Here is a 17493-nt window from a genome sequence, read left to right as displayed (position 1 = left end):
TCGGCAACCGAATACGCGCCCGCAGGTCACGGCGGGCGCCACCAAGACAACTGCTTGAGAACCGCGATCCGTGAGCACTGACTACAAAGCGACCCTGCACCTGCCGGCCACGGAGTTCCCGATGCGCGGCGACCTGCCCAAGCGCGAGCCGGGCATGGTCCAGGCCTGGTACGACCATGATCTCTACGGCCAGCTGCGCGCCAACGCCAAGGGCCGCCCGCTGTTCGTGCTGCACGACGGCCCGCCCTACGCCAACGGCCAGATCCACCTGGGCCATGCGGTCAACAAGATCCTCAAGGACATCATCGTCAAGTCGCGCTACGTCGCCGGCTTCGATGCGCCCTACGTGCCGGGCTGGGACTGCCACGGCCTGCCGATCGAGATCGCGGTGGAGAAGAAGTGGGGCAAGGTCGGCACCAAGCTGGACGCCCGCCAGTTCCGCCAGAAGTGCCGCGAGTACGCCGAGGAGCAGATCGACATCCAGCGTCGCGACTTCAAGCGCCTGGGCGTGCTGGGCGACTGGGACAACCCGTACAAGACGCTGAACTTCAAGTTCGAGGCCGACGAGATCCGCGCGCTGGCCAAGATCGTGGCCAACGGCCATCTGGTGCGCGGCGCCAAGCCGGTGCACTGGTGCTTCGACTGTGGCTCGGCGCTGGCCGAGGCGGAGATCGAGTACCAGGACAAGCAGTCCCCGGCGATCGACGTCGGCTATGCCGCGCGCGACCCCCAGGCCCTGGCCGCCGCCTTCGGCGTCGAACTGCCGGCCGGTGTCGAGGTCGCCGTGCCGATCTGGACCACCACGCCGTGGACGCTGCCGGCCTCGCTGGCGGTGAGTGTGGGCGCGGAGCTGGACTACGTGCTGGTCGAGGGCCCGGCCCGCGACGGCGCGCCGCGCTGGCTGGTGCTGGCGCAGGCGCTGGCCGAGCGCGCGCTGGCCCGTTACGGCGTGACCGAGGTGGTGGTGAAGGGCCACGCCAAGGGCGCTGCTCTGGAAAACCTGCTGCTGGCCCACCCGTTCTACCCCGAGCGCGACCTGCCGCTGCTGCTGGGCGAGCACGTCTCCGACGAGGACGGTACCGGTGCGGTGCACACCGCGCCCGGCCACGGCCAGGAGGACTACGCGGTCTGCCTGAAGTACGGCCTGATCGAGAAGTACACCGCCGCGCAGATCACGCCGGTTGACGGGCGCGGCGTCTACCTGCCGTCCGTGCCCGCGGCCGATGGCGTGACCCTGGCCGGCCAGCATGTGTGGAAGGCCAACGAGCTCATCGTCGAGCTGCTGCGCGGCAATGGCACGCTGCTGGCGTTCCACCCACTGACCCACAGCTATCCGCATTGCTGGCGCCACAAGACGCCGGTGATCTTCCGCGCCACGCCGCAGTGGTTCATCTCCATGGAGCAGGCCAACCTGCGTGGCGATGCGCTGGCCGCGATCAAGGATGTCGGCTGGTTTCCCGCCTGGGGCCAGGCGCGCATCGCCAGCATGGTCGAAGGGCGCCCGGACTGGTGCATCAGCCGCCAGCGCACCTGGGGCGTGCCGATCGCCCTGTTCGTCCATCGCGAGACCCACGAGCCGCATGCCGACAGCGTGGCGCTGATGGAGCAGGTGGCGCGCAAGGTGGAGCAGGGCGGCGTGGACGCCTGGTACGACCTGGACCCGGCGGAGCTGTTGGGCGATGAAGCCGCGCACTACGAGAAGGTCACCGACATCCTCGATGTCTGGTTCGATTCGGGCGTAACCCATGAGGGCGTACTGCTGGAGCGCGGCTTCGGCAAGCCGGCCGATCTGTACCTGGAAGGCTCGGACCAGCACCGCGGCTGGTTCCAGTCCTCGCTGCTGACCGGCGTGGCCATCGACAAGGTCGCGCCCTACAAGCAGTGCCTTACCCACGGGTTCACCGTGGACGAGCACGGCCGCAAGATGTCCAAATCCCTGGGCAACGGCATCGAGCCGCAGGACATCATGAAGACTCTGGGCGCGGACATCCTGCGCCTGTGGATCGCCTCGGCCGACTACAGCAACGAGATGTCGCTGTCGCAGGAGATCCTCAAGCGCAACGCCGATGCCTATCGCCGCCTGCGCAACACCGCGCGCTTCCTGCTGGCCAACCTCGATGGCTTCGACCCGACCGTGCACCTGCGTCCGCTGGAGGACATGGTGGCGCTGGACCGCTGGATCGTGCACCGCGCCTTCGAGCTGCAGGAGAAGATCAAGGCCGCCTACGAGCGCTACGACTTCGCCAGCATCGTGCAGGCGCTGCTGAACTTCTGCAGCGTGGACCTGGGCTCGCTGTACCTGGACGTGACCAAGGACCGGCTGTACACGATGCCGGAGGATTCGCGCGGGCGTCGCAGCGCGCAGAGCGCGATGTACCGCATCGCCGAAGCTTTCGTGCGCTGGGTCGCGCCGATCCTGAGCTTCACCGCCGAGGAAATGTGGGGCTATCTGCCGGGCAATCGCCTGGACCACGTGCTGTTCTCCACCTGGTACGACGGGCTGGCGCCGCTGGAGGCCGATGCGGCGCTGTCGGTGGCCGACTTCGACCAGCTGCTGGCCCTGCGCGAGCAGGTGGCCAAGGTGCTGGAGCCGATGCGCGCCAGCGGCGCGATCGGCGCGGCACTGGACGCGGAAATCGCCATCACCGCCGATGCCGCCACCGCCGCGCGCCTGTCGCCGCTGGCCGAGGAGCTGCGCTTCCTGCTGATCAGTGGCGATGTCACCGTGGTGGAGGGGCCGGTCCAGGGCCTGTCCGTGTTGGCCGAACCGACCACCAAGGCCAAGTGCGTGCGCTGCTGGCAAAAACGTGGCGATGTCGGCGCCAACGCCGACCACCCCGAGCTGTGCGGGCGCTGCGTGAGCAACATCGAAGGCATGGGCGAGGATCGGCAATGGTTCTGAATGAAGCCGGGACCGGACCTCGGCGCCCCAACGCCCTGGTCTGGCTGCTGCTGTCGGTGCTGGTGATCGGCCTGGACCAGTGGTCCAAGGCCTGGGTCCTGGCCAGCCTGCCCGAGTACCGCGCCGTGCCGGTCATCGACGGCTTCTGGAACTGGTTCCGTACCTACAACACCGGCGCGGCCTTCAGCTTCCTCAGCGATGCCGGCGGCTGGCAGATCTGGTTCTTCTCGGCATTGGCGGTGGGCATCAGCGGGCTGCTGGCGTTCTGGCTCTCGCGCACCGCGCGCGGCGACTGGCGCGCGGCGCTGCCCTATGCGCTGGTGATCGGGGGCGCCCTGGGCAATGTGATCGACCGCATCATCCACGGGCACGTGATCGATTTCATCCAGTGGTACGTTGGCGATCACTACTGGCCCTCGTTCAACATCGCCGATTCGGCCATCGTTGGTGGCGCGGTCGGGATCGCGCTGTTCGGGCTGTTCGACGGCAAGCGCAAGGCGGGCGCCACCCGATGACGGGTCAGGCCACCTTGCATCGAGCGGTGGCGCGCGAGTGAAGCAGATGTTCGACCGTTTCACCCTGTCGCTGCTGGGCGCGGTGCTGCTGGCCACGCTGCTGCCGGCGCAGGGCACGGTGGCGCAGGTCTGCGACTGGGCCACCGTGATCGGCGTGGCCATCCTGTTCTTCCTGCACGGGGCGCGCCTGTCGCGCGAGGCGGTGGTCGCGGGACTGGCGCACTGGCGCCTGCATCTGACCGTGCTGGGCTGCACCTTCCTGCTGTTCCCGCTGTTGGGGCTGGCGCTGAAGCCGCTGGTCGGGCTGTTCCTGGCCCCGGCGCTGGTCACCGGGCTGCTCTACCTGTGCACGCTGCCCTCGACCGTGCAGTCCTCCATCGCCTTCACCTCCATCGCCCGTGGCAATGTCCCGGCGGCGGTGTGCAGCGCCTCGGCGTCCAACCTGCTGGGTATCTTCATCACCCCGCTGCTGGTGGGGTTGCTGCTGTCCACGCAGGGCCATATGGGCTCGCCGCTGAGTGCCATCGGCAACATCGTGCTGCAGCTGCTGATCCCGTTCCTGGCCGGGCACCTGCTGCGGCCTTGGATCGGCGATTTCATCGCGCGCTGGAAGTCGGTGCTGACCCTGTTCGACCGCGGCACCATCCTGCTGGTGGTCTACTCGGCCTTCAGCGAAGCGGTGGTGGGCGGCCTGTGGCGCCAGCTTTCGGCGAGCATGTTGCTGGCGCTGCTGGGCGTGTGCATCGGCTTGCTGATGTTGGTGCTGGCCCTGACGCAGCTGCTCGCGCGCCGCCTGGGCTTTGCCCGCGAGGACCGGATCACCCTGCTGTTCTGCGGTTCCAAAAAGAGCCTGGCCACCGGCGTGCCGATGGCCAACATCCTGTTCGGCGGCAGCCCGGCGCTGGGCATGATCGTGCTGCCGCTGATGCTGTTCCACCAGGTGCAGCTGATGGCCTGCGCCTGGCTGGCCAACCGCTATGCGCGGCAGGCCCAGGGAATCGAACAGGCCTAATCCCGCGGGGCGAGTTGTCCAAGCTGGCCGCGGAAGAACACCAGCGGCTGTCCCGGCTGCTCGGCGATGCGCAGCACCTGGCCGACCACCAGGGTGTGGTCGCCGCCTTCCACCAGTTGGTGGGTGCGGCACTCGAAGCGCGCCAGGCAGCCCGGAATCAACGGGACGCCCTCGACGCTGTCGGTGGTGGCGATCTGGCCGAAACGGTCCTGGTCGGTCATCACGAACGCCTTGCACAGCGCCGCCTGGTCCTGCCCCAGCACGTGGATCGCAAAGTGACGGGCGCGGGTGAAGACCTCGTGGTTGCGTGAGCGGCGGGCGATGTTCCAGGTCAGCAGCGCCGGATCCAGCGATAGCGAGGACAGGCTGTTGATGGTCATGCCCAGGCGCGCGCCGTCGCTGCCACGGGCAGTCACCACGGCCACGCCGGTCGGAAACAGACCAAAGGCCGAGCGCAGGCGCAGGGCGTCGAGCGTCTGCGGCACGGTCGAGGCGCCCGAGGCCGTGTGCTGGGCCGCCTCGATCAGCGTTTCGCCCGTCGCGAGCGGGGCTGGGGGCGAGCGGTCGCGGCCGTCCTGCGTCATGAAGTCTCTGAAAAATCCGGATGGTGGCGTCGCCGTGGGCGGCGCGCGGGTGATTCTAGCCTTTCATTGCAGATGGGGCCGTGCGCGGGCAGGGCAAGCCCGCGGCTGAAGCCTGGCCATCGCCGCCCGGCAGCCGCGGCGGGAAAGGAGGATAATGCCCGGCCTCCCTCACGATGGCCTGTCCCCGCACGATGGATGTCCTGCTCGCCAATCCCCGTGGTTTCTGCGCCGGTGTCGATCGGGCCATCGAAATCGTCAAGCGCGCCATCGAGACGCTGGGCGCGCCCATCTACGTCCGTCACGAGGTCGTGCACAACCGCTTCGTGGTCGACGACCTCAAGCAGCGTGGGGCCATCTTCGTGGAAGAACTGGACGAAGTGCCGGACCGCTCGACGGTGATCTTCAGCGCCCACGGGGTGTCCAAGGCTGTGCGCAACGAGGCCGAGCGCCGCGGGCTGAAGGTCTTCGACGCCACCTGCCCGCTGGTGACCAAGGTGCATTTCGAGGTGGCCCGCCACTGCCGCGCCGGCCGCGACGTGGTGCTGATCGGCCATGCCGGGCATCCGGAGGTCGAGGGCACCATGGGCCAGTGGACCCGCGAGGGCGGGGTGGGGACGATCTACCTGGTCGAGGACATCGAGCAGGCCCATACCCTGCAGGTGAACCAGCCGGACAACCTGGCCTACACCACCCAGACCACGCTGTCGGTGGACGACACCATCGGCATCATCGAAGCGCTGCGGGCCAGGTTCCCGGCGCTGCAGGGGCCGAAGAACGACGACATCTGCTACGCCACGCAGAACCGCCAGGACGCGGTGCGCGAGCTGGCGCGCGAATGCGACCTGGTGTTGGTGGTCGGCTCGCCCAACAGCTCCAATTCCAACCGCCTCAGCGAACTGGCTCAGCGCGATGGCGTGGAGTCGCACCTGATCGACGGCGCGCACGAAATCGACCCGGCCTGGATCGCCGGCAAGCAGCGGATCGGCGTCACCGCCGGCGCCTCGGCCCCGGACGTGCTGATCGAAGGGGTGATCCAGCGCCTGCGCGAGCTAGGCGCGGCCAGCGTCAGCGAGCTGCAGGGCGAGCCGGAGAGCATGGTCTTCGCCCTGCCCAAGGAGCTGCGCCTGCAGCTGGTCAATTGACCTGTCCGTAACGAGTACTTAGAATTCGCGGTTCGCCGGAATAGCTCAGTTGGTAGAGCGGCGCATTCGTAATGCGTAGGTCGTAGGTTCGATTCCTATTTCCGGCACCAGCCGTCTTTCCAAGGCCCCGATCGCCCGGCGATCGGGGCCTTGTTCGTTGCGCTGCGCGATCTGGGAGCGAAGTCGCCACACGCGCGCGCGCAACGTGACACAGTTGCAAGGCTCGATTGACGTGAATCCTTCAGCACTTCGGCTGTTTCAGGTATTCCGTAATGGTGCGCGGCACCATAAAATAGGGGGTCGTCGCGCCAACCGTCCGCCCAATGATCTGCGGAGCATTAGCCGGCAAATCGCGCGACCAGGCCGCGTAATGCCCGCCACTGGCGGGGATTGCGCGCGCCAAACCGGTTTTCCCTTCGCGATTGGATTGAACCATGCCTGCGTCGAACCTCCTGGGACGTCTGCGTTCCTGGGTCCTGCTGCCCAGCCTCGCCCTTCTCTCCGGCTGTAAGTCGGCCATCCTCGATCCCAAAGGCCAGGTCGGCATCGACGAGCGCAACCTGCTGGTCACCGCGACCGTGCTGATGCTGCTGGTCGTGATCCCGGTCATCGTGATGACCCTCTTGTTCGCCTGGCGCTACCGCGCCTCGAACAAGAAGGCCCGTTACGAGCCGAACTGGTCGCACTCCACCGCGATCGAAATCGTGGTGTGGACCATCCCCTGCCTGATCATCCTGGTGCTGGGCGTGCTGACCTGGCGCTCCTCGCACGCGCTCGACCCGTACAAACCGCTGCAGTCGGATGTGAAGCCGGTGACCATCGAGGCGGTCTCGCTGGACTGGAAGTGGCTGTTCATCTACCCGGAGCAGGGCATCGCCACGGTCAATGAGATCGCCTTCCCGGTCGATACGCCGGTGAACTTCAAGATCACCTCCGATTCGGTGATGAACTCGTTCTTCATCCCGGCGCTGGGCACGCAGATCTACTCGATGGCGGGCATGGAGACCAAGCTGCACCTGGTGGCCAACCACATCGGCGACTACCCGGGCATCTCGGCCAACTACAGCGGCCATGGCTTCTCCGGCATGAAGTTCACCGCCAAGGCTACCGACCCGGCCGCCTTCGACGCCTGGGTCGCCCAGGTCAAGGCCTCGCAGGACTCGCTGCAGGCGGTGGAGTACGCCGAGCTGGCCAAGCCCAGCGAGAAGGAGCCGGTGCGCTACTACGCCTCGGTCGACCCGACCCTGTACCAGTCGATCATCGACAAATACATGATGGGCGGCGCCAAGCACGGCGCGCACATGAACCACGAGATGCCGGCGGCCGCCGGTGCCCACGATGCAGCAGCCGAGGGCGCGCATGCGGGGCACGAGGGCCATGACATGGGTGCCGCCCAGGACACGAGTTCGGAGAAGAAGTAATGCTTGGCAAACTGACAATCGAGGCGGTTCCGTACCACGAACCCATCGTCATGGCGACGCTTGCGGGCGTGGTCATCGGCGGTATCGTGGTCCTGGCCCTGCTGACCAAGTACAAGGTCTGGGGCTGGCTGTGGCGCGACTGGTTGACCTCGGTCGACCACAAGAAGATCGGCGTGATGTACATCTTCGTGGCGCTGATCATGCTGCTGCGCGGCTTCGCCGACGCACTGATGATGCGCACCCAGCAGGTGCTGGCCCATGGCGGCAGCGAGGGCATCCTGCCGCCGCACCACTACGATCAGATCTTTACCGCCCACGGCGTGATCATGATCTTCTTCATGGCCATGCCGTTCATGACCGGCCTGGTCAACCTGGTGGTGCCGCTGCAGATCGGCGCGCGCGACGTGGCCTTCCCGTTCGTGAACTCGCTGAGCTTCTGGCTGTTCGTGGCCGGCGCGGTGCTGATCATGCTCTCGCTGTTCGTGGGCGAGTTCGCCCAGACCGGCTGGCTAGCCTATCCGCCGCTGTCCGGGCTGCAATACAGTCCGGGTGTCGGTGTCGACTACTACATGTGGGCGCTACAGATATCGGGCCTGGGCACATTGCTGACCGGCATCAACTTCTTCGTGACCATCATGAAGATGCGCGCCCCGGGCATGACCCTGATGCGCATGCCGATCTTCACCTGGACCGCGCTGATCACCAACATCCTGATCATCGCCGCGTTCCCGATCCTGACCGTGACCCTGGCGCTGCTGGGCTGCGACCGCTACCTGGGCACCCACTTCTTCACCAATGACGGTGGCGGCAACGCCATGATGTACGTCAACCTGATCTGGATCTGGGGCCACCCGGAGGTCTACATCCTGGTGCTGCCGGCCTTCGGCGTGTACTCGGAAGTGGTCGCCACCTTCAGCCGCAAGCCGCTGTTCGGCTACAAGTCGATGGTCTATGCGACCTCGGCCATCGGCGTGCTGTCCTTCCTGGTCTGGCTGCACCACTTCTTCACCATGGGCTCGGGTGCCAACGTCAACGCCTTCTTCGGCATCATGACGATGATCATCTCCATCCCCACGGGCGTGAAGATCTTCAACTGGCTGTTCACCATGTACCGCGGCCGCGTGCACTTCACCGTGCCGATCCACTGGACCATCGGCTTCATCATCACCTTCAGCATCGGCGGCATGACCGGCGTGATGATGGCGATCCCGGCCGTGTCCTTCGTGCTGCACAACAGCCTGTTCCTGATCGCCCACTTCCACAACGCCATCATCGGCGGCGTGGTGTTCGGCTACCTGGCGGGCCTGACCTACTGGTTCCCCAAGGCCTTCGGCTTCAAGCTCAACGAGAAGATCGGCAAGGCCTCGTTCTGGTGCTGGATCATCGGCTTCTTCCTGGCCTTCATGCCGCTGTACGTGCTGGGCTTCATGGGCATGACCCGTCGCCTCAACAGCTACACCAACCCCGAGTGGGTGCCTTGGCTGTACGTGGCCGCCTTCGGCGCCTGCGTGATCGCCTGCGGTATCGGCTTGAACCTGTGGCAGATCATCTACAGCATCTGGAAGCGCAAGGACAACCTGGACCTGACCGGCGACCCGTGGGACGCGCGCACGCACGAGTGGGCCACCTCCTCGCCGCCGCCGTTCTACAACTTCGCCCACCTGCCGGACTTCAGGCAGATCGACCAGTTCTGGGCCGACAAGCAGGCCGGTCGCGGCTACGTGCGTCCGACCCACTACGAAGACATCCACATGCCGCGCAACACCAGCATCGGCCTGATCATGGGCGCCTTCAGCGTGGTCCTGGGCTTTGCCCTGACCTGGCACATCTGGTGGCTGGCGATCGTGGGTCTGGTGGGCATGGTCGGCGCGTTCATCGCCCGCAGCTTCGACGACGACGTGGACTACTACGTGCCGGCGGCGGAGGTGGAGCGCATCGAGAACGAGCACTTCGCAAGGCTTGAACAGCAGCGCGTGGCGATCGCCTCGCCCTCGCAGAAGGCGGTATGACCATGACCACGACCACTGTCGATACGCACCACCACGCCGATGCCCACGGGCATCATGAGCACCACGACGCCGGCGCCAATACGGTTTTCGGTTTCTGGGTGTACCTGATGAGCGACTGCCTGATCTTCGCAGGCCTGTTCGCGACCTACGCCGTGCTGTCCGGGGCCACCGTCGATGGCCCCACCGGCAAGGAGTTCTTCGACCTGAAGTTCGTGCTGGTCGAGACCTTCCTGCTGCTGCTGTCCAGCCTGACCTTCGGCCTGGCGGTGATGGCGGCCAACCGCAACAGCCGTCCGGCGCTGTTCGGCTGGCTGGCGGTGACCGCGTTGTTCGGCCTGGGCTTCCTGGCGATGGAGGTGTACGAGTTCAACCACCTGATCCATGAAGGCGCAGGTCCAGGTCGCAGCGCGTACTGGTCGGCCTTCTTCGGCCTGGTCGGCACGCACGGCCTGCACGTGACCTCGGGCCTGCTGTGGATGCTGGTGCTGGTGATCCAGATTGCGCGCAAGGGCCTGACCCCGACCAACAACACGCGTCTGATGTGCCTGAGCCTGTTCTGGCACTTCCTGGACATCATCTGGATCGGTGTGTTCACCGTCGTCTACCTGATGGGAGCCCTGTAATGGCCGCCGACAATCATTCGCACGACGCCTCCGGCGCCTCCCACGGCAGCCTGAAGTCCTACGTCCTGGGCTTCGTTTACGCCGTCATCCTGACCGTGGTGCCGTTCGCCATGGTGATGAGCGGGGCCTTCCCGCGCGGTGTCACCATCATCACCATGTTCGTCCTGGCCGCTGTGCAGGTGCTGGTGCACCTGGTGTACTTCCTGCACATGGACCGCTCCTCGGCCCAGCGCTGGAACGTCATGGTGTTCGCCTTCTCGATGCTGATCATCGCCATCGTGGTGGTTGGCTCGCTGTGGGTGCTGCACAACATGAACGCCAACATGATGCACTGACCGATCAGGTCGGAGCTCTGCAAGAAGGCCGCCTCCGGGCGGCCTTTTTGTTGACATGCATGAAGCCGGGCGCCCCAACCAAAGGCACCCTCCGGGCGCGCATTGCGGTCGTATAGTCGGGGGCTGTTTCCAGCCGGACCTCAAAGGCCAGATGATGAAGATGCGAGTGTTGGCAGCCGCGGTGCTGTTGTGGACGACGACCCAGGCGAGCGCGCAGACCTCGCAGACGCCGGCGCCCAAGGACGTGGACTACCCAGGCACGGTGAAGCTGGAAGTGGACGCCACCGACACGTTGCGCCGCGTGTTCCGCGTGCGCGAGACCATCCCGGTGCAGCCCGGCCCGGTGACGCTGCTGTACCCGGAGTGGATCCCCGGCAACCACCGTCCCAGCGGCCAGATCGAGAAGCTGGCCGGGCTGGTCATCACCGCCAATGGCAAGCGCCTGGAGTGGACGCGCGACCAGTACGACGTCTATGCCTTCAAGGTCGAGGTGCCGCAGGGCGTGACCGAGCTGGTGGCCGAGTTCCAGTACCTCTCGCCGCTGGCGCCGGCGCAGGGCCGGGTGGTGATGACGCCGTCCATGCTCAACCTGCAGTGGAACCTCACCACGCTGTACCCGGCCGGCTACTACGCCAGCCGCATCCCGGTGCAGGCCACGGTCAAGCTGCCGGCGGGCTGGTCCTATGCCACCGCCCTGGAGACCGACAGCAAGCAGGGCGATACGGTGAACTTCCGCACGCTGAACTTCGAGCACCTGCAGGATTCGCCGATGTTCGCCGGGCGCTACTACAAGCGCGTGGACCTGGACCCGGGCGCCAAGCAGCCCATCCACCTGAACCTGTTCGCCGACGAGGCCAAGTCGCTGGAGGCCAAGCCCGAGCAGATCAAGGCGCATGCCGCGCTGGTGGAGCAGGCCGACAAGCTCTACGGCGCGCGTCACTACGATCACTACGAGTTCCTGCTTGCCCTGACCAGCCAGCTGGGCGGCATCGGCCTGGAGCACCACCGCTCCAGCGAGAACAGCGGCGCGACCGGCTACTTCACCGACTGGGACAAGACCTGGTCCGGCCGCGATCTGCTGGCGCACGAGTACAACCACTCCTGGAACGGCAAGTTCCGGCGCGGCAAGGACCTGGCCACGCCCAACTTCAACGTGCCCATGGGCGACAGCCTGCTGTGGCTGTACGAGGGCCAGACCCAGTTCTACGGCAACGTGCTGGCCGCACGCTCGGGCCTGTGGACCAAGGAGCAGGCCCTGACCTCGCTGGCATTGACCGCCGCGACCTACGACAAGGGGCGTCCGGGCCTGTCCTGGCGCGCCTTGCAGGACACCACCAACGACCCGACCATCAACCAGCGCAAGCCGCAGCCGTATCGCAACTGGCAGCTGAGCGAGGATTACTACTCCGGTGGCCTGATGGTGTGGCTGGAGGCCGATGCCAAGCTGCGCGAGCTGAGCGAGGGCAAGCGCTCGCTGGACGATTTCGCCAAGGCGTTCTTCGGCATGGACAACGGCCGCTGGACGGTCAAGCCCTACGACTTCGAGGAAGTGGTCGCCACGCTCAACGGCATTGCCGCCTACGACTGGTCGACCTTCCTGCGCAGCCGCGTCGATGGCCATGACCCGCTCACCGGCGGCCTTGAGGCCAGCGGCTGGAAGCTGGTCTACAACGACAAGCCCAACGATGCGGTCAAGGCGGCCGAGACGCGCGGCAAGAGCGCCATGCTCACGTACTCGCTGGGTCTGATGGCCGGCGGCGACGGCGAGGTGGGCGACGTGCTGTGGGACGGCCCGGCCTTCAAGGCCGGCGTCGCGCCGGGGATGAAGATCGTGGCGGTCAACGGCATGGAGTACTCCAGCGACGCGCTCAAGGATGCGGTGACCGCGGCCAAGGGCACGACCACCCCGATCGAACTGCTGGTCAAGCGCTGGAACCGCTACGACACCTTCCGCATCGACTACCACGAAGGCCTGAAGTATCCCTCGCTACAGCGCATCGAAGGCAAGCCGGACACGTTGTCGCTGCTGTTGAAGGCCAAGTAGGTCGCATCGCAGCCTGAGGGCACGCCAGCAGGGCGCCGAGCGATCGGCGCCCTGCGTCGTTCGCGCATGCGCGTGCGTCTCGCTGGCTGCGAATGGCCTCGGATATCCTGTGATCATCGAACCAGTGGCAGGACGTCATGGCCAAGGCCAAGACCGCGTATGTGTGCGGCGAATGCGGTGCCGAATTCACCAAGTGGCAGGGCCAGTGCAGCGAATGCGGCGCCTGGAATTCACTGAGCGAAATCGTGCTGGAGAGCGCGGCCACGGCCAAGTCGCCGGCCGCGCGCCGCAGCGGCTGGGCTGGCCGCGCCGAGGCGCCGAAGATCACCGCGCTCAAGGACGTGCGTCATAGCGAGGAAGCGCGTGTGAGCACCGGCATCGGTGAGTTCGATCGCGTGCTCGGCGGGGGGCTGGTGGAAGGCGCGGTGGTGCTGGTGGGCGGCGACCCGGGCATCGGCAAGTCCACCTTGCTGCTGCAGGCGGTGGCGAAGATGGCCGCGAGCCTGCCGGTGCTCTACGTCACCGGTGAGGAGTCCCTGGCCCAGGTCGCCGGCCGCGCCGTGCGTCTGGACCTGCCGCTGGAAGGCCTGAACGCGCTGGCCGAAACCGGCATCGAGACCATCCTGCAGCACGCCTCCTCGGCGGGCCCGAAGCTGATCGTGGCCGATTCAGTGCAGACCCTGTGGACCGAATCGCTGACCGCCGCGCCGGGCTCGGTCAGCCAGGTGCGCGAGAGCGCCGCGCGGCTGGTGCGCTATGCCAAGGAGACCGGCACGGCCGTGTTCCTGGTCGGGCATGTCACCAAGGAAGGCGGCATCGCCGGCCCGCGCGTGCTGGAGCACATGGTCGATGCGGTGCTGTACTTCGAGGGCGAGAGCGGCAGCCGCTTCCGCGTGCTGCGCGCGATCAAGAACCGCTTCGGTGCGGTCAACGAGCTGGGCGTGTTCGCCATGGGCGACAAGGGGCTGAAAGAGGTTCCCAACCCGTCGGCGATCTTCCTCTCCGGTAGCGGCCACCAGCCCGGCAGCTGCGTGATGGTGACCCGTGAGGGCACCCGCCCACTGCTGGTGGAGGTGCAGGCCCTGGTGGATACCTCGCCGCTGTCCAACCCGCGCCGCGTTGCCGTGGGCATGGAACAGAACCGCATGGCGATGCTGCTGGCGGTGTTGCACCGCCATGGCGGCATTGTGGTCGGCGACCAGGACGTGTTCGTCAACGTGGTCGGTGGCATCCGCGTGCAGGAAACCGCGGTGGATCTGCCGGTGCTGCTGGCGGTGCTCTCTAGCCTGCGCGACCGGCCGCTGCCTGAGAAGACGATCGCCTTCGGCGAGGTGGGGCTGTCCGGTGAGATTCGCCCCGTGCCCAATGGCGAGGAGCGTTTGAAGGAGGCGGCCACCCACGGCTTCAAACGCGCCATCGTGCCCAAGGCCAATGCGCCCAAGGCCGGCAGTTTCAAGGGATTGGAAGTGATCGCGGTGGAGCGACTGTCGCAGGCGATCGAGCACGCCTGACGCGTGTGCATGGCACGGTCAGCGGAACAGCGCCATCTGCGCCGTTGCCGAATCCATGGTCACCCGCGGGAACCTGCGTCCGCTTGGATTGCGCGACATTCGCGGCAGCTGCAGGTCGAGACAGAGCTGGACCGCCTCGCGCTGCGGCGCCCGCGACGGGCGCCGGCGTGGACGCGATGCGGATGTCTGCGGATCGTGGTCGGCCGACCACAGGTCCGGTTGATTGCTGCTTCTCAATGGCGCGTCCACATCGGATGGACGAGGCGGGCATCACGGAGGTGCATGGATGTTGCCGCGTGAGAGGGCGGGCGATGATACGCGTTGCGTCATGGGCCGTCTGCAGGCGTGCATGCATCGGCGCGGCGGAGTGTCCATGTGCGCGGAAGCGAAGGCATCTCCCGAACATCATCAGGTGAGCGACATCAGGGGGAGCGAGCACTGAGGGCCGAGAACTGTGGGGCCAACAACTGTGGGAGCGGCTTCAGCCGCGAAGAGGCTTTACCGGGAAAGCCCCTTCGCGGCTGAAGCCGCTCCCACAAGTTGACCAGCACTAAGAGTTGCCCAGCGCTACGCGTTGATCAGCTCCACGCGAGGCCAAACCGACAAGCTGGCAAGTTCCACCACCTTGCCGGCAGCGCTGCGCTGATGACCGCTACGGCAGCTCGCGCGCGTACGGCGGGTTGGCGCCCGCACGGCTGCAGGTGATGGCCGCGGCCTGCGCCGAGCGCGTCAGGATCTGCTGCAGCCGCTCGCTGGACGAGGCAGCGGCTTCAAGCGCGGCGCGGTCCGGCAGCTGCGAGAGCAAGGTCGCCTGGAAGCTGTCGCCAGCGCCCACGGTGTCGGCCACGGTGACCTTGACGCCGGGAATCTCCACGCGTCCCTGCGCGCTGTAGCCCACCGCGCCTTCGGCGCCACGCGTGACCACCAGGACCTGGGTCGGCGCCTGCAGCCACTGGCTGGCGACCTCGTCGATGCCAACGCCGGGGTAGAGCAATTCCAGGTCCTCATCGCTGACCTTGATGACATCGGCCATGCTGCGCCACTGCGCCAGGCGCTCGCGCCACACCTGCATGTCCGGCTCCACCGTGGGGCGCACATTGGGGTCCAGCGAGATCAGGCGCTGGCCGCGCTCGCGCTGGGCCAGGGCGAGGAAGGTCGAAGCGGTGGGTTCGGCCACCAGGGTGTAGGAACCGAAGTGCAGGCCGGCGATCTTCCCGTCCAGCGCCGGCAGTTCGGCGAGGGTCAGCTCACGGTCGGCGCAGTGATCGCCGTAGAAGGAATACTTGGCCACGCCCGCATCGTCCAGCGCCACCAGCACGACCGTGGTGCGGTTGGGCTTGTCGACGATGTAGTCCAGGCACACGTCCTCGCGTTCGAGCTGGCGGTACAGGCGGCGGCCCAGCACGTCAGTGGACAGGCCCGTGTACAGGCCGGCGCGATGCCCAAGCCGGGTCAGTCCGATGGCCACGTTGAACGGCGAGCCGCCCGGTCGCGCCAGCATGGGCACGTCGTCACCTCGCTCACCATCGGTGAACACGTCGAACAGCGCTTCTCCGCAGACCAGATACATCAGGGGCTCGTCCCATGCTTTGCGTTTGGAAGCAGGCAGGATACGGGCGCTGGCGCATCGCGCAACTGGCAAAAGGGGGCAAAGCCGTCGCGGTCCGGCGTCGCGCGCAGGCTTGCCTGCGATCTAAAGTTTTTAGGTGCGCGCAAGCGGGATTGCACGGGCGGCGCACAGCGAAACGGCCGCATGGGGGCGGCCGTTTCGGGACTGCGTTGAAGGCTTGCGCGGGCGAACCGATCAGTGACCGCCTGCCGCCGCCGCGCCCCCCGACTTGGCCGCGAACGGCGGACGGGCGAACCACACGAAGACGATCACCGCCAGGAAGATGATGCCGAGCAGATGGAAGATCTCGTTGAAGCCGATCTGCGCGGCCTGCTGGCCGATCATCTGGTTCAGCGCCACCGCGCCACGTTGCGTGTTGCCTTGGCCCAGCTGGGACACCACCTGCTGCATGGCCGGGTCGTAGGCGTCGATGTGCTCGGTCAGCTGGGCGTGGTGGATGGTCGTGCGCTGGTTCCAGGCCCAAGTGGTCAGCGAGGCGGCGAAGCTGCCGCCCAGCGTACGCACGAAGGTGGCCAGGCCCGAGCCTGCGGCGATTTCATGCGGTTCCAGGTCCGACAGCAGGATGGTCAGCACCGGCATGAAGAACAGCGCCACGCCCAGGCCCTGCACCAGCTGGATCTCAGCCACGCGCTCGAAGTTCACGTCCAGGTTGAAGCCCGAACGCAGGAAGCTGGTGCCGGCCATGACGAAGAACGCGAAGCTGGCCAGGATGCGCAGGTCGAAACGCGAGGCGTACTTGCCCACGAACGGCGTCAGGATCACCGGCAGGATGCCGATGGGCGCGGTGGCAAAACCGGCCCAGATCGCCGTGTAGCCCATGTTCCGTTGCAGCCACAGCGGCACCAGCAGGCCGATGGCGAAGAACGCCGCATAGCCGAACACCATCGCCAGCGTGCCGCTGGTGAAGTTGCGGTGGCGGAACAGGCGCAGGTTGACGATCGGGTCCTTCTCGGTGAGCTCCCAGATCACGAACACCACCAGCGCGATCACCGCCACGATGGTCAGCCACACGATCTTGGTGGAGTTGAACCAGTCCTCGTCATTGCCCAGGTCCAGCATGATCTGCAGCGCGCCCACGCCCAGAACCAGGGTAGCCAGGCCGATGTAGTCCATCTTCGGGTTCTGCAGCGTGACCGGGCGGTCCTTCATCTGCCGGCCGACCACCAGGCTGGAGAAGATGCCGATGGGGATGTTGATGAAGAAGATCCATTCCCAGCTGTAGTTGTCGGTGATCCAGCCGCCCAGGATCGGCCCGGCGATCGGCGCCACCACCGTCACCATCGCCAGCAGCGCGATGGCCTGCCCGCGTTTGTTGGGTGGATAGATGGAGATCAGCAGCGCCTGCGTCACCGGATACATCGGGCCGCACACGAAACCCTGCAGTGCGCGCGCCACCACCAGCAAACCCATCGAATTGGCGATGCCGCACAGGAAGGATGCGATCACGAAGGCCAGCGTGGCCCAGGTGAACACCCGCACTTCGCCGTACTTGCGCACCATGAAGCCGGTCAGCGGTAGCGCGATGGCGTTGCTGACCGCGAAGGAGGTGATGACCCAGGTCGCCTGGTTGGCACTGGCGCCCAGGTTGCCGGAGATGGTCGGCAGGGACACGTTGGCGATGGTGGTGTCCAGCACCTGCATGAACGAGGCCAGCGCCAGGCCAATCGTCGTCAGCGCCATGTTCGGCGGACGGAACGGCGCTGCGGCCGGCTGCGGCGCAGCCGGCGCGCCGCCCGTGGCGGTGGGAGGGGTCGTGGACATGGGA

General features: G+C 66.6%; 14 protein-coding genes and 1 tRNA gene. 11 read left to right on the top strand and 4 right to left on the bottom strand.

The features are described 5' to 3' along the window. Positions 1 to 70: 70 nt before the first annotated feature. From ileS to EPA99_RS00400, 3 genes are read left to right on the top strand one after another with little or no spacing between them, the layout of a single operon-like run. Positions 71 to 2902 carry an isoleucine--tRNA ligase gene (ileS, locus tag EPA99_RS00410; protein ID WP_129469223.1) on the top strand — a complete coding sequence of 944 codons (2832 nt, stop codon included), beginning with the start codon at positions 71 to 73 and terminating at the stop codon, positions 2900 to 2902. Next, positions 2893 to 3417, top strand: coding sequence for a signal peptidase II (lspA, locus tag EPA99_RS00405; protein ID WP_129469222.1), 525 nt, complete (start codon positions 2893 to 2895; stop codon positions 3415 to 3417). The genes ileS and lspA overlap by 10 nt, the downstream gene beginning before the upstream one ends. Before the next feature lie 46 nt (positions 3418 to 3463). Then, positions 3464 to 4429, top strand: a complete 966-nt coding sequence (locus tag EPA99_RS00400) for a bile acid:sodium symporter family protein (protein WP_129469735.1) — start codon at positions 3464 to 3466, stop codon at positions 4427 to 4429. On the opposite strand, the gene EPA99_RS00395 is transcribed toward EPA99_RS00400, so the two are convergent. Beyond that, complete coding sequence (locus EPA99_RS00395; RefSeq protein WP_129469221.1) at positions 4426 to 5013, bottom strand: flavin reductase family protein; 588 nt, start codon at positions 5011 to 5013, stop codon at positions 4426 to 4428. The genes EPA99_RS00400 and EPA99_RS00395 overlap by 4 nt on opposite strands. A gap of 191 nt (positions 5014 to 5204) precedes the next feature. Between EPA99_RS00395 and ispH the strand changes: the two genes are divergently transcribed. Beyond that, positions 5205 to 6155, top strand: coding sequence for a 4-hydroxy-3-methylbut-2-enyl diphosphate reductase (ispH, locus tag EPA99_RS00390; protein ID WP_129469220.1), 951 nt, complete (start codon positions 5205 to 5207; stop codon positions 6153 to 6155). A gap of 34 nt (positions 6156 to 6189) precedes the next feature. After that, positions 6190 to 6265 (top strand) — tRNA-Thr (locus EPA99_RS00385). A gap of 131 nt (positions 6266 to 6396) precedes the next feature. Here EPA99_RS00385 and EPA99_RS00380 read toward each other — a convergent pair. After that, positions 6397 to 6591 carry a hypothetical protein gene (locus EPA99_RS00380; RefSeq protein ID WP_129469219.1) on the bottom strand — a complete coding sequence of 65 codons (195 nt, stop codon included), beginning with the start codon at positions 6589 to 6591 and terminating at the stop codon, positions 6397 to 6399. On the opposite strand from EPA99_RS00380, the gene cyoA reads away from it, so the two are divergent. The 6 genes from cyoA (at position 6590) to radA (ending at position 14098) form a co-directional block, all read left to right on the top strand. Then, positions 6590 to 7576, top strand: coding sequence for a ubiquinol oxidase subunit II (gene cyoA, locus EPA99_RS00375; RefSeq protein ID WP_129469218.1), 987 nt, complete (start codon positions 6590 to 6592; stop codon positions 7574 to 7576). The genes EPA99_RS00380 and cyoA overlap by 2 nt on opposite strands. Beyond that, a complete protein-coding gene (gene cyoB, locus EPA99_RS00370; RefSeq protein WP_129469217.1) occupies positions 7576 to 9585 on the top strand; it encodes a cytochrome o ubiquinol oxidase subunit I in 2010 nt (669 codons plus the stop codon). The genes cyoA and cyoB overlap by 1 nt, the downstream gene beginning before the upstream one ends. Further along, positions 9582 to 10208 (top strand): cytochrome o ubiquinol oxidase subunit III, encoded by a 627-nt coding sequence (gene cyoC, locus EPA99_RS00365; protein WP_164978515.1) that lies wholly within the window; start codon positions 9582 to 9584, stop codon positions 10206 to 10208. The genes cyoB and cyoC overlap by 4 nt, the downstream gene beginning before the upstream one ends. Further along, the gene (locus EPA99_RS00360; protein ID WP_129469215.1) at positions 10208 to 10543 is read left to right on the top strand and encodes a cytochrome o ubiquinol oxidase subunit IV; all 336 of its coding nucleotides are present in this window, start codon (positions 10208 to 10210) and stop codon (positions 10541 to 10543) included. The genes cyoC and EPA99_RS00360 overlap by 1 nt, the downstream gene beginning before the upstream one ends. A 154-nt stretch (positions 10544 to 10697) precedes the next feature. Beyond that, positions 10698 to 12587 (top strand): M61 family metallopeptidase, encoded by a 1890-nt coding sequence (locus EPA99_RS00355; RefSeq protein ID WP_129469734.1) that lies wholly within the window; start codon positions 10698 to 10700, stop codon positions 12585 to 12587. 137 nt (positions 12588 to 12724) lie between these two features. Further along, positions 12725 to 14098, top strand: a complete 1374-nt coding sequence (gene radA, locus EPA99_RS00350; protein ID WP_129469214.1) for a DNA repair protein RadA — start codon at positions 12725 to 12727, stop codon at positions 14096 to 14098. Positions 14099 to 14750: 652 nt separating this feature from the next. On the opposite strand, the gene EPA99_RS00345 is transcribed toward radA, so the two are convergent. Then, complete coding sequence (locus EPA99_RS00345) at positions 14751 to 15668, bottom strand: carbohydrate kinase family protein (RefSeq protein ID WP_129469213.1); 918 nt, start codon at positions 15666 to 15668, stop codon at positions 14751 to 14753. Positions 15669 to 15902: 234 nt separating this feature from the next. Next, complete coding sequence (locus EPA99_RS00340) at positions 15903 to 17489, bottom strand: DHA2 family efflux MFS transporter permease subunit (RefSeq protein ID WP_129469212.1); 1587 nt, start codon at positions 17487 to 17489, stop codon at positions 15903 to 15905. Positions 17490 to 17493: the final 4 nt, after the last annotated feature.

It is taken from the genome of Pseudoxanthomonas composti (assembly GCF_004122095.1).
Classification (GTDB): Bacteria; Pseudomonadota; Gammaproteobacteria; order Xanthomonadales; family Xanthomonadaceae; genus Pseudoxanthomonas_A; species Pseudoxanthomonas_A composti.
The sequence above is the reverse complement of the archived record's forward strand: the minus strand, read 5'-3'. Positions and strand labels throughout refer to the sequence as shown.